The 12,191-nt window shown below is 60.3% G+C and carries 11 protein-coding genes; 6 read left to right on the forward strand and 5 right to left on the reverse strand.

Annotated elements, in window-relative coordinates:
- Positions 1-144: 144 nt before the first annotated feature.
- Complete coding sequence (locus KGB03_RS02640; RefSeq protein WP_218538726.1) at positions 145-2,082, reverse strand: bifunctional 5-dehydro-2-deoxygluconokinase/5-dehydro-2-deoxyphosphogluconate aldolase; 1,938 nt, start codon at positions 2,080-2,082, stop codon at positions 145-147.
- Positions 2,083-2,393: 311 nt separating this feature from the next.
- On the opposite strand from KGB03_RS02640, the gene KGB03_RS02645 reads away from it, so the two are divergent.
- Both KGB03_RS02645 and KGB03_RS02650 read left to right on the forward strand, forming a co-directional pair.
- A complete protein-coding gene (locus KGB03_RS02645) occupies positions 2,394-3,314 on the forward strand; it encodes a MurR/RpiR family transcriptional regulator (RefSeq protein ID WP_046049576.1) in 921 nt (306 codons plus the stop codon).
- 76 nt (positions 3,315-3,390) lie between these two features.
- Positions 3,391-4,002 (forward strand): glutathione S-transferase N-terminal domain-containing protein, encoded by a 612-nt coding sequence (locus KGB03_RS02650; RefSeq protein WP_223526260.1) that lies wholly within the window; start codon positions 3,391-3,393, stop codon positions 4,000-4,002.
- 319 nt (positions 4,003-4,321) lie between these two features.
- Here KGB03_RS02650 and KGB03_RS02655 read toward each other — a convergent pair whose 3' ends face one another.
- Both KGB03_RS02655 and KGB03_RS02660 read right to left on the reverse strand, forming a co-directional pair.
- On the reverse strand, positions 4,322-5,260 hold the full coding sequence (locus KGB03_RS02655; protein ID WP_223526261.1) for a hypothetical protein: 939 nt from the start codon (positions 5,258-5,260) through the stop codon (positions 4,322-4,324).
- Between the two features lie 187 nt (positions 5,261-5,447).
- A complete protein-coding gene (locus KGB03_RS02660) occupies positions 5,448-5,783 on the reverse strand; it encodes a hypothetical protein (protein WP_223526263.1) in 336 nt (111 codons plus the stop codon).
- Between the two features lie 149 nt (positions 5,784-5,932).
- Between KGB03_RS02660 and KGB03_RS02665 the strand changes: the two genes are divergently transcribed.
- Complete coding sequence (locus KGB03_RS02665) at positions 5,933-6,616, forward strand: response regulator transcription factor (RefSeq protein ID WP_134104058.1); 684 nt, start codon at positions 5,933-5,935, stop codon at positions 6,614-6,616.
- On the forward strand, positions 6,594-7,988 hold the full coding sequence (locus tag KGB03_RS02670) for a sensor histidine kinase (RefSeq protein WP_223526265.1): 1,395 nt from the start codon (positions 6,594-6,596) through the stop codon (positions 7,986-7,988). Before KGB03_RS02665 ends, KGB03_RS02670 begins: the two co-directional genes overlap by 23 nt.
- Before the next feature lie 46 nt (positions 7,989-8,034).
- On the opposite strand, the gene KGB03_RS02675 is transcribed toward KGB03_RS02670, so the two are convergent.
- On the reverse strand, positions 8,035-8,787 hold the full coding sequence (locus tag KGB03_RS02675; RefSeq protein ID WP_223526272.1) for a DUF2063 domain-containing protein: 753 nt from the start codon (positions 8,785-8,787) through the stop codon (positions 8,035-8,037).
- Positions 8,780-9,619: a DUF692 domain-containing protein gene (locus KGB03_RS02680; RefSeq protein ID WP_223526273.1), complete on the reverse strand. Its 840-nt coding sequence runs from the start codon at positions 9,617-9,619 to the stop codon at positions 8,780-8,782. Before KGB03_RS02680 ends, KGB03_RS02675 begins: the two co-directional genes overlap by 8 nt.
- Positions 9,620-10,055: 436 nt before the next feature.
- Between KGB03_RS02680 and KGB03_RS02685 the strand changes: the two genes are divergently transcribed.
- Together KGB03_RS02685 and KGB03_RS02690 are read left to right on the forward strand one after the other, a co-directional pair.
- Entirely contained in the window at positions 10,056-11,102 is a 1,047-nt protein-coding gene (locus tag KGB03_RS02685; RefSeq protein WP_111452100.1) for a class I SAM-dependent methyltransferase, read from the forward strand.
- 133 nt (positions 11,103-11,235) lie between these two features.
- Positions 11,236-12,078 carry an NAD-dependent protein deacetylase gene (locus KGB03_RS02690; RefSeq protein ID WP_223526274.1) on the forward strand — a complete coding sequence of 281 codons (843 nt, stop codon included), beginning with the start codon at positions 11,236-11,238 and terminating at the stop codon, positions 12,076-12,078.
- Positions 12,079-12,191 lie beyond the last annotated feature (113 nt).

Here is a 12,191-nt window from a genome sequence, read left to right on the forward strand (position 1 = left end):
GTTTTACATAACCAGTAAGAACGACGCAGATCCCTTGTGGGAGCGGGCTTGCTCGCGAAAGCGGTGTGTCAGGCAACAAAAATGTTGAATGTGCCGGCCTCTTCGCGAGCAAGCCCGCTCCCACATTTGAAATGCGTCAGTCCATCAAGACCGGGCCGTGCGCCAGGCATCGATCAGTTCAACGAACGTGCCCTGCACCTGGCGGATCAACGTTTCATCGTCGATTTCACCGGCCATCCACGCGCGGCTCGGCTCCTGGAAAATCGTCCGGCCGACTGCAAACCCGCGGCACGTCTGGCTCTGGCTGGCCTGTTGAAACCCTTCGGCCAATGCCGCTGCCGGTGCATTCAGCCCCAGCAACACCACGCCTCGGCAGTACGGATCACGTTCCTGAATCAGCTCGTCGAGTTGTTTCCACTCCTCGGCGCTCTGCGCTTCGATCTTCCACCACGCCGGGTAAATGCCCAGGTTGTAGAGGCGTTTGAGCGCGCGATACAGCACGTCCGGATGGGTCGACGGATGATCCTTGGGCGGGATGATTTCCAGTAGCAGCTCATGACCGCTGACCTGGGAGGCCTGGTACAAACCCTTGATCTGCGCTTCCTGTTCCAGTCGCAGCAACGGCTCGTCGTCGGGGTGGAATTGCACCAGGCACTTGATGATTTGTTCCTGCGGCCAGGCGATCAGGTTGCTGCCGATGGAGCGCCCATGCTCGAAGGCCAATGGCCGCGAACCCTGCACTTCCACCGGACGCGCCACCCACCAGCCACGGCCGGTGGCGGCGTTCAGCGAGTCCTGGCCGAAGCGTTGATCAGCCAGCAGCCCGACATCGGCCTCGATGCCCTGCTCGCGCAAATCGGCTTCGACCCGCTCCACAGCCTTGATAAACAGTTGCTTGAGTTCGCCGATGGCGCTCAGGTCGCGACCGCCCTTGTGCGCCAGTTCCACCAGTTGCCCGCGATGGTCGAAAGCAAAAATGAACAGTTGCTTCCACTGTTTGCGCGGCACGCTGACCTGATGCAGACGCTGCAACACCGCGTCTTGATCCGGCCGGGTAATCGGCACCGGGCTGTTAAACAGATAGGCGAGTTCGGCGCGGGTCGGCATGGCCGGCGCGCAGGCATGGCGCGACACCACCAGACCGCCACAGGCATTGGCCAACTGGCAGCAGCGCTCGTCGCTCGCGTCTTCCAGCCAACCGGCGAGGAAGCCCGACATGAAGGCATCGCCAGCCCCCAGCACATTCAACACTTCCACCCGAACGCCGGGATAAATGGCGCCGTCCTCGAGACGCTCAGGAATGACGCCGTGAATCACCGTGCAACCTTGCGGACCGAGCTTGACCACCAAGGTCGCCGCACTCAGGCGCCGCACATTACGCAGCGCGGTGAGCAAATCCTCGGAGCCGCCGGCAATTAAAAACTCTTCTTCCGTGCCGACGATCAGGTCGAAACGCGGAAGGATTTTCTGCACATGCTGGCTGACGTTCTGGTCGGCGACGAAACGGGTTTCGCCGTCGGCCTTGCCGGCCAGGCCCCAGAGTACCGGGCGATAGTCGATGTCCAGCACCCGTTTGACGTTGTGCTTCTCGGCGTAATCCAGCGCCTGGATGCTCGCCTTGTAGACGCCGTCTGTGGAGAAATGCGTGCCGGTGATCAGCAAGGCTTTGCTGGAAGCGATAAAGGCTTCGCTGATGTCTTCGGCCCGCAGCGCCATGTCGGCGCAGTTTTCGCGGTAGAAGACCAAAGGAAAGGTTTCGCGATCCTTGAGGCCCAGCAGGACCATGGCGGTCAGGCGCTCCGGATCGATCTTGATACCGCTGACATCGCAGCCTTCGCGGGTCAGGGATTCAACCAGGAAGCGGCCCATGTGGTCGTCCCCTACCCGGCTCAGCATCGCCGATTTAAGGCCCAGTCGAGCGGTGCCAAAAGCGATGTTGGCAGACGACCCGCCGAGGTATTTGGCGAAGCTGCTCACATCCTCCAGCCGCGCGCCGACTTGCTGCGCATAGAGGTCGACGCCTAGGCGCCCCAGGCAAATCAGATCCAATTGACGCCCACTGGCAAAACGAGTCTGGCCCATGCTGGCTCCTGTTATTTTTATCAGCCTGCGTTCGGGGCGATGCCGCGCCGAACACTCTTGGTGGGATGCAGACTAAAACGTCCGGGACCGAACAATCAATAATTATTCTAAATATTTTTTACGTGGAATATTTTTTCCAATAAACTTTGCTACAGGCGTTCCAGAGGCAGTGCATCGTTTCAGCACACGTCGTACTGACCGCACGCTCAAGATTTTATTCCGGCCTACCCTGTAGACTGCGCACAGCCAACCTATTGTCAGGGGATGACGCTCTCTGTCGTCCCTATAAGAACAAGCCAGAAGGATTCCTTATGACCCGCACCGATCAGCCGGCGACGACCGAGAGCACGCCCGACAGCGATCTCGCCAGCCCCCCGATCAACGCCGAGCGTCTGCTGCAGCTGATCACCAACGAATACGAAAGCCTGCCGCGCCAGCTCAAACGCATCGCCAGTTACATGAGCCAGCAGAGCGACCGGATCATGGTCGACCGCATCAGCGACATCGCCCGTGAGTGCGAAGTGCACCCGTCGGCGATCGTGCGTTTTTCCCAGCGTTTCGGCTTCAGCGGCTTTAGCGAAATGCAGGCACTGTTCCGCGAGGCCTATACCCACAAGACCACGCCGGTGCAGAACTACCAGCAGCGCATTCGCAGCATGATCGCCAACAAGTCGCAGAAGGCCAGCGGCGGCGACCTGGCGCGCGAGTGCATCGACGCGACCCTGTCAGGCATCGAACGCCTGGGGCTGGAACTCGATGATCAGGCTTTCGACAAGGCCGTCGACCTGGTGGTGAATGCCGACAACATCTACGTGGTCGGGGTGCGCCGTTCATTCGCGGTGGCCGACTACCTGGTCTACAACCTGCAACACACCAACAAGCGCATCCATCTGGTTTCGGGGCTCGGCGGCAGCTACCGCGAGCAGATGCGCAGCGTGCGCGCCAATGACCTGGTGATCGCCATCAGCTTCACGCCCTACGGCAAGGAAACCCAGCACTGTCTGCGCATTGCCCAGCACCATCAGGCCAAAACCCTGATCATCACCGACAGCAACCTCTCGCCCCTGGCCAAGCGCGCCAACACCGTGCTGCTGGTCAACGAAGGCAGTTCGTTTGCCTTCCGTTCGTTGAGTGCAACGCTGTGCCTGTGCCAGGCGCTGTTTATCGCCGTGGCCTATCGGCTGGAATTGAAGGTCGATGAGATTCACGAACAGGTCGGCTTCGAGGATTAGCGCCACGCCGTTTGCAGCTCGCTGAAGCTAAACTAAGGTTGTCCATCCCGAAATGGACATCTGAAGGAGCGGTTCAATGAAGCTGATCGGCATGCTGGATTCACCGTACGTGCGGCGCGTCGCCATCTCTGCCAAACGCCTTGGCATCCCACTGGAACACCAGTCGGTTTCGGTGTTTCGGCATTTCGAGCAATTCCAGCAGATCAACCCGGTGGTCAAGGCGCCCACCCTGGTGCTCGACGACGGCGAGGTGTTGATCGACTCGACGCTGATCCTCGACTACCTCGAAGCCTTGGCCGGTCCCGCCAACAGCCTGATGCCCAGTGACCTGAAGCAGCGCTTGCGCTCGTTGCGCCTGATCGGCCTGGCGTTGGCGGCGTGCGAAAAGTCCGTGCAGCTCTACTACGAACGCAACCTGCGACCAGCGGAGATTCAGTTTGAACCGTGGGTGGAGCGGGTCGAAGGGCAATTGGCGGCCGCCTATTCGGCGCTGGAGCGGGAGCTGGAAATGCAGCCGCTGAAGACTGACGGGACGATTGCTCAAGACGGGATTACGTTGGCGGTGGCGTGGAGTTTCACCCGTCTGGTAGTGCCGGATCAGGTGGATGAGAATCGGTTTCCACAGATCAATGCGTTTACCGCATATGCCGAAGGGCTTGAGGATTTTGTCAGTACGCCGATTGAGTAGATGGATTTGTTGTGTCTGATCTGGCTCTGGCCCCTTCGCGAGCAAGCCCGCTCCCACAGTTGTCCTGCGGTGGATGCAAAATCTCCAAACACTAGAGATCAACTGTGGGAGCGGGCTTGCTCGCGAAGAGGCAGTCACATTCAACACCAAGTTGGCTGCCACTCCGATCACACAAAAACGCCGCTTCCACCCAAGGCAGAAGCGGCACAGGCCTGTGCCCCAGCGTAAATCAGTGCATGAACAGGGCGATCAGGATGATGATCGGGATCGGTACGCCGAGAAAGAACAGCAGTAGTGAGCGCATGGTAGTTCTCCTGGGTTAGCGAACAGGCAGTGAAGTGGTGGTCACGTAAGCGTCGGATTCCAGATACACCACGGCATCCCGACGACGGCCGCCAAAGGTTGCAGCGAGGCTGGCGCAAAACGCACCGATCAGCAGCGCAATGAACATCCACAGCGAAGTCCAGGCAGCGACTTTGGCGGCGGTGTCGGCGGCTTGTTGGGCAGCGAGTTTGGCGTCGGCCACGGCTTTTTGCGTGCGGGCATACACTTCATCGACGCGACGTTCCGTGTCCGCTTGAGTGAGGTTGGTCCGCTGGGCGACCAGTTGCGCCAGGTAGATGCGGTCTTCGGCAGCCAGTTGACCGCCGTTGCTCAGACTGCGCACGAAGATGCGCGTCACGGTGCCGCGAACGGCGTCATCACTGACCGCCGCCGGACGATCATCGCGGAACAGGCTGTCGACGAAGTAACCGTACGGGTCACTGTCAGTGTTGCCGACAGCCGTACCGGCGGCTTGAGTCGCGGCACTCGCGGCGCCACCGACCACACTCGCCCCGGCCTGCACGCCACCGCTGACGATGCTGCTGACCGAGCCGACCACCAGCGTCGCCGTCACCAGCGTTGCCACGCACCAGGCCAGAAAGCCGTGGGCAGTGTCACGGAAGTAAACTTCATCACCGTGCATGTACGCCCACTTCACCCGCAAACGACCGGCGATGTAACCGCCCAGTCCGGAAGCCACGATTTGCGTAGCCGCCAACCAGACAATCGTTGAAATACCCAGGCCCTTGGCGCTGACCCCTTCATTGGCCCACGGCGACACCGCCGAAAAACCCAGGCCAAAGCCGAGCAGCACGAGAATCAGCGACAACGCTGCCGCCGCAGCGGCTCCCGCGAAGATCGCGCCCCAGGACACGCCAGAGAGCGTGCTCGTTTCTTCGAGGGCCGGATAGAAACCATCAGAGGATCTATTCATTGTTATATCGCTCCAGGCAGGAAAGATGGTGATACAACTCTTCAACGGAGGAAGTGCAGTCACCGTGCCAGTCGCCAACCTTAAATAAATCGCGGCTTTTCAATAAGTTATAAAGTTTGAACTTCCAATGGCCTTGCAATTTGCAAGGAACTGTCAATAACGGCGGGTTTTATGCATTGCATACGAACTACTTGCGCTTGTAACTCTTATTACCGCTGGGCGTGAGGCAATACACCCCGCCCCTAGGTCCCGTGCAGAATGTACCGCTGCCACATATGCAACCATCGGCGCTCTGCAACATCGTTTGCGGGCGAGCCTGGCTGGTGCCGCCATACATCGCCGAGCAACTTTTCTTCGAGCCACTGATGGAGCCATCGTTACACAGGAACAGATCGCCATCGCAGCGATCGATACCGCCCTTTTTTCCCGAGCACGGTGTATTGCCCGCCCAGGCGGATCCGCTGGTAACGCAGAGCAGCAACAGGACAATCGGCGTCCAGCCACGACAAATCAAAGTGCGCACAAGCCAACTTCCTATTAGAGTTATGGCCGAATGATATCAATATCCCGGGCAGGCTTATGAAGCAACATGAAAGTTAATTTAAAAAGTCGCCGACGTTTCTTGGCAAAATGCCCACACCTTCGCCATGAACTGACTACCAGGCCCGCCCTATGACCCGCATCTTGACCATCGAAGACGACGCCGTGACCGCCCGGGAAATCGTTGCCGAATTGAGCAGCCACGGCCTCGACGTGGATTGGGTCGACAACGGCCGCGAAGGTCTGGCGCGCGCGGTCAGCGGCAACTACGACCTGATCACCCTCGACCGCATGCTGCCCGAGCTCGATGGTCTGGCGATTGTGACCACGCTGCGGACCATGGGCGTGGCCACGCCGATCCTGATGATCAGCGCCCTCTCCGACGTCGATGAGCGTGTGCGCGGCTTGCGCGCGGGCGGTGACGATTACCTGACCAAACCGTTCGCCACCGATGAAATGGCCGCCCGGGTCGAAGTCCTGCTGCGCCGGCAGAACACCGTGACCGCCCAGGCCACCACGTTGCGGGTGGCGGATCTGGAGCTCAACCTGATCAGCCATGAAGCCAGCCGCGACGGTCAGCTGCTGATGCTGTTGCCCACCGAGTACAAGTTGCTGGAATTCCTGATGCGCAACACCGGGCAGATTCTGTCGCGGATGATGATTTTCGAAGAGGTCTGGGGTTACCACTTCGACCCCGGCACCAACCTGATCGACGTGCACATCGGCCGGCTGCGCAAGAAGATCGACCCGCCCGGCAATCTCCCATTGATCCGGACCGTGCGAGGCTCGGGTTATGTCATTGCCGAACCCGTCTAAAGGCTGGCGTTCCTCCAGCAGCCGCCTGCTGGCGCTCTACAGTTCGCTGTTCGTGCTCTGGAGCGGCATTCTCATGGGGGTCATGTACTACGAGGTGTCCGATTACCTGGACAACCTGGCCAAACACTCGCTGATGCAGCGCCAGCATTTGTTTTCGCGCTTTCAAGGCGAACAACTGATGGACGCCCTCGCCGTCAGCATGACCTTCGACATTCGCGGCATCGACGCCTATGGCCTGTTCGATAGTCAGCATCGCTACCTCAATGGCGCCCTGCAGCACATTCCCGCAGACCTGCCGCTGGACGGCAAGATTCACATGCTCAGCGACTGCGCCGACTCCGACGACCCGACCCTGCCCGCTGACAGCTGCGACGCCGTGGCGACCCAGACCCGGGATGGACGCTGGCTGGTGCTGGTGCGCGACAACGGTTCGTTATTCGCCGTGACCCGGATCATCCTCCACGCGTTGTTCTGGGGCGTGACCCTGACAATCCTGCCGGGCATCGCCGGCTGGCACTTGTTGCGCCGCCGCCCCTTGCGGCGCATACGCGGGATTCAGGCCAGTGCCGAGGCCATCGTCGCCGGCGACCTGACCCGCCGTCTGCCATTGTCCAATCGCCGCGATGAACTGGACATGCTCGCCGCCATCGTCAACGCCATGCTCGAACGTATTGAACGCTTGATGAACGAGGTCAAGGGCGTCTGCGACAACATTGCCCACGACCTGCGCACGCCGCTGACGCGCCTGCGGGCGCAGCTGTACCGGATTCAGCAACAGGCTGATGAGGGTTCGACGCTGGCGGTGCAACTGGACTCAGTGCTCGGTGAGGCCGACACCTTGATGGCGCGCTTTCGAGGGTTGTTGCGGATTTCCGAGCTGGAAGATCGTCAGCGCCGTTCGGGTTTTGTACAGCTGGATCCGGTGCCGTTGTTGCAAGAGCTGCACGACTTTTATCTGCCGTTGGCGGAAGAAGGCGAACTGGTTTTCAAGCTGCAACTGCCTGACGTCTTGCCGCCATTGAATGGTGATCGCGCGTTGCTCTTCGAAGCGGTAGCAAACCTGCTGAGCAACTCGATCAAGTTCACGCCGCCGGGTGGCGAGGTGATTTTGCGGGGGGTCAATGAGGGTGGGCATACGCGGATCGAAGTGCTCGATTCGGGTTCCGGGATACCGGAGGCAGAGCGGGAGGCCGTGTTCCAGCGGTTCTATCGTGCAGAGGGCGGCAACCAGAAAAGCGGGTTCGGGCTAGGGCTGTCGATCGTGGCGGCGATTGTGAGCTTGCATGGGTTTACGCTTGAAGTCGGTACCAGTGAACTCGGCGGTGCGCGGTTGGTGCTGGATTGCCGGCAAAGCTTGATTCCCCAGACCTGACGTTAACTCAAGAACAAAGTAGATCCCTGTGGGATTGGTGGTGTTTTCAGTAGCCCACCACCCCTTCTTCATGCATCTGCCGCAACAGCACCGCCCCGTTTTCCATAAAATCCGACGCCCCAACCATCCCCGCTTCCACCGCCAATCCTTCCAGCTGCTCACGCCCGTCCAGTTGAGGAAATTCCTCAATCCGCTGCAACAACCGCCAGGCCAACGGGCTCAGTGCAGAAAACTTCACACTCCAGTCCTGCGCCCGACGCACCAACAGCAATGTCGGCTGAGCCGGCGCTGTCTGCGGTTGATAATCCGGCCCCACCAATTGCACCGGCCAGGCATACGCCAACGGCCAGGCCAGCGGTGAAACCTGCAACGGTCGGTCCAGCAACAACCCGGCATCGCTCAGCGGCAACGGTTCGGCCTCGGACTGCTGCAACGCCATCTCGACCCACTCGTAATGCGCCAGCTCCACCATGAACGGCGGCCACGACCCTTCGCTCAACGCTTGCGGTTCCGAGGCCAGGAACTCGACGAACTCCTTGGCGATCTCACCGAATTTCGGCGTGTGCGCGCGGTAGTCGCGCAGGAAAATCCGTACCAGTGAACGCCAGTGTTCATCACCGAGAATCTTGATCAGCACCGGAAACGTCCCGCTGAGCAACGACGACAGGTTCGCGAAAATCAGGTCGCGGTAAACCTGCGCCCGTGTCACGTCCATCCCGGCCGGTGGCGCGCAATGATCGGGATCACGCAGGTAAAGGCCCAGGGTGTTTTGCTGTTGAAACAGGCTCGGCTTATCCACGCTTCACCCCCTCGGTTTGCAGACGGCGGATGGTCTGCAATTCGGCCACCAGTTCGGAAAATGCCGGAAAGTTGAAATCCCGTTCCAGCAGCGTCGGTTGCGCGCCGAATCGAGCATAAGCCTCTGCCAGCAACGACCAGACCACCGGTTTGACCGAAGCGCCGTGGGTGTCGATTTTCAAGGTGTCGGACTCATCGAAATGCCCGGCCACGTGCATGGCCACCACCCGGCCCGAATCGATGCCGGCCACAAAGGTCTGCGGATCAAAACCGTGATTGATCGAGTTGACGTAGACGTTGTTGACGTCCAGTAGCAGGTCGCAATCGGCCTCGCGCAGCACCGCGTTGGTGAAGGTCAGCTCGTCCATGTCCTGTTGTGGCGCGGCATAGTAGGAGACGTTTTCCACCGCCAGGCGCCGACCAAGAATGTCCTGGGCCTGACGAATTCGCGCGGCGACGTGGTGCACCGCTTCTTCGGTAAAGGGCAGCGGCAGCAGGTCATAAAGGTGACCGTCATCGCCGCAGTAGCTCAAGTGTTCGCTGTACAGCGGCACCTTGTAGTGATCGAGGAAAACCCGGACTTCCTGCAGAAACCCGACGTCCAGCGGTGCCGGGCCGCCCAATGACAGTGACAAGCCATGACAGGACAACGGATGGCGCTCGGCCAGGGCACGCAACGCATGACCATGAGCGCCACCGATACCGATCCAGTTTTCCGGCGCGACTTCCAGAAAATCGAAATCGCCCACGCGGGCTGCCTGAAGGTCCTTCATTAAACCGCGACGCAAACCGAGCCCGACGGTCGCCTTCGCTGATGTGATGGGGGTCTGCATTGGTGTCGATCTCAATGATTGCCAGGACGCAATCACAGTTAACCGAAAGGATGTATCGGGTCTGTGTTCGGCAATGCCCTGATAGTGCAGGGAACTGTATCGGGAAGCCTGTCAGATACAGTGCAATACACAACACAAATCCCCTGTGGGAGCGGCGGTGCGGCGATCCGACTTGCTCGCGAAGGCGGTGTGTCAGGCAACATCATTGTCGACTGGAGGTCCGCCTTCGCGAGCAAGCCCGCTCCCACAGGGGTCCAGTGTCAGTCAGGGAAATGTAACTTTCGTCGCTCCAGGCAGCGGCACACGGGGCCCGGACTAAACTTAGTGCACGCAGGACGTGCTTATCGTCCTGTTCATTCCAACGACCACCGTTCAGAGGTGAACGCCTCGGAAAACAAGGCCTCTGGACTGTGATCCTGCTGAAGGAGCACACGTGATGGACGAGGCAAGACTCAATGATTTCATGGGCAAACTGGTGAACGACATGGGCGGCGCGGCGATGCTCGCCAACGTCATCCTCGGCGAAGAGCTCGGACTGTACCGGGCCATGGCCGACAGTCAGCCAGTCACCCCTGAAGCCCTCGCCGACAAAACCGGCTGCAACACCCGCCTGCTGCGCGAATGGCTCAGCGCCCACGCCGCTTCCGGTTACATGGAACACCGCGACGGCCAGTTCCGCCTGCCCGAAGAGCAAGCCCTGGCATTGGCAATCGAAGACTCGCCGGTCTATGTGGCGGGTGGCATCGGGGTGGTCGCATCGTTTTTCCATGACAAGGACAAACTGGTCAACGCCATGCGCGGCGACGGTGCCCTCGCCTGGGGCGATCACCATCCGTGCATGTTCAGCGGCACGGAGCGGTTCTTCCGGCCAGGTTATAAAGCGCACCTGGTCGCCGAATGGCTGCCGGCGCTCGAAGGCGTGGTCGCCAAACTGGAGGCTGGCGCCAAGGTGGCGGATATCGGCTGCGGCCACGGCGCCTCCACCGTGATCATGGCCCAGTCGTTTCCGGAATCGCGGTTCGTCGGTTTCGACTACCACGCGCCTTCCGTCACCGTCGCCACCCAGCGCGCCGAAGAAGGTGGCGTGGCCGGGCGTGCGCGGTTCTTCCAGGGTACGGCAAAAAGCTTCCCCGGCGACGACTATGACCTGGTCTGCTACTTCGACTGCCTGCACGATATGGGCGACCCGGTGGGCGCGGCGCGGCACGCTTATGACGCGCTAAAACCGGATGGCACGGTGCTGCTGGTAGAGCCGTTCGCCAACGACTCGCTCGATGACAACACCAACCCGGTTGGCCGCTTGTTCTACGCCGCCTCGACCTTCATCTGCACCCCGAACTCGCTGTCCCAGGAGGTCGGCCTCGGGCTCGGCGCCCAGGCTGGCGAGGCGCGTTTGCGCAAGGTCTTCACTGAGGCCGGGTTCAAGACGTTCCGGCGGGCCACGGAAACGCCGTTCAACCTGATTCTGGAGGCGCGCAAGTAAACCCGATCCCTGTAGGAGCACAGCTTGCTGGCGATGGTGTGTTTGAAATCGCCATCGCCAGCACGCTGTGCTCCTACAGGGTGGTCGGCCAATGCTACCCTGCAAACACTCATGGTCCACCGGAGTGTTGAACATGCTCGACAGCCACATCCGCGAACAACTCGGCCACCTTCAGCAGTTAATGGCCGAGCAGCCGTTTGTGGTCCTGACCGGCGCCGGCATCAGCACTCCGTCGGGCATTCCGGACTACCGCGATAATCAAGGCGTGCGGCGTGGCCGGCAACCGATGATGTATCAGGAGTTTCTCTCGGCACCCGAATCCCGGCGACGCTATTGGGCGCGGGCGATGCTCGGTTGGCCGCGGGTGTGCCAGGCTCAGCCGAACGTGGCCCACGAGGCCTTGGCCCGTTTGCAAAGTTCGCAGCAGATCAGCGGGCTGATCACTCAAAACGTCGACACCCTGCACGACCAGGCCGGCAGCCATGACGTCATCGAACTCCACGGCAGCCTGCACCGGGTGTTGTGCCTGGACTGCGGGAAACGCAGCGAGCGGGATTCGATCCAGCAATTGATGGAAGCGCAGAATCCGTATCTGGCCGGCGTGGATGCGGTGCAAGCCCCGGATGGCGACACGCTGCTGGATGCAGCGTTTGAGGCACGTTTTCAGGTACCGCATTGCCCGCACTGCGCAGGTGAGCGGATGAAGCCGGACGTGGTGTTTTTTGGCGAGAATGTGGCGCAGATAACGGCGGCCAAAGCGATGGCGGCGGTCGAAAAGGCTGCGGGGTTGTTGGTGGTCGGGTCTTCGTTGATGGCGTATTCGGCGTTTCGGTTATGCCGGGCGGTGGCGGATCAGGGGAAGCCGTTGATTGCGATTAATTTGGGGAAGACTCGGGCGGATGACCTTCTAGATTTGAAAATAGAGGCCTCGTGCGAGCAACTTTTACCCTTACTGGCCCAACACCTGACGACGTAGAAACTGACGAAACTCCAACCCTGTGGGAGCGGTCTTGCTCCGGGCGGCGCTCCGACGAAAGTGGTTTATCAGGCAACATTAATATTGAATGTGCAGGCCTCTTCGCGAGCAAG

This window comes from Pseudomonas sp. BF-B-26, from assembly GCF_019956495.1.
GTDB lineage: Bacteria > Pseudomonadota > Gammaproteobacteria > Pseudomonadales > Pseudomonadaceae > Aquipseudomonas.